Below are 512 nucleotides of genomic sequence, written 5' to 3'. Positions count from 1 at the left end.
TCCTGGCCTTCCTCGACGGCGACCTTGACGATGGTGCCCTGCATGGGGGAGGCGAGGGTGTCGCCGGAGGCGACGGGGCCGGATTTCTTCGCCGCGCGGCGTTGGGGTTTGGCGCCGGCGGCGAGGCCGGTGCGGGCCAGGGACATGCCCAGTGAGGCGGGGAGGGAGACCTCCAGGCGCTTGCCGCCGACCTCGACGACGACCGTCTCGCGGCCGGCGTCCTCTTCCGCCTCGGTGTCGGCGGGGGCGGCGAAGGGCTTGATGTCGTTGGTGAACTCGGTCTCGATCCAGCGGGTGTGGACGGTGAACGGGCCGGTGGAGCCGGTCAGTTCGGGGGCGAAGGCGGGGTCGCGGACCACGGTGCGGTGGAACGGGATCGCGGTGGCCATGCCCTCGACGGTGAACTCGTCCAGGGCGCGGGCGGCGCGCTGGAGGGCTTCGGCGCGGGTGCGGCCGGTGACGACGAGTTTGGCGAGCAGGGAGTCCCAGGCGGGGCCGATGACGCTGCCGGA

1 pseudogene is annotated in these 512 nt (G+C 73.2%); it reads right to left on the bottom strand.

Annotation, left to right across the window (positions count from 1 at the left end):
* Window positions 1-512, bottom strand: a pseudogene (locus VKA29_RS04685) (acetyl-/propionyl-CoA carboxylase subunit alpha); the annotation flags it as partial.

The organism is Streptomyces sp. H51, assembly GCF_035656535.1.
Classification (GTDB): domain Bacteria; phylum Actinomycetota; class Actinomycetes; order Streptomycetales; family Streptomycetaceae; genus Streptomyces.
The sequence above is the reverse complement of the archived record's forward strand: the minus strand, read 5'-3'. Positions and strand labels throughout refer to the sequence as shown.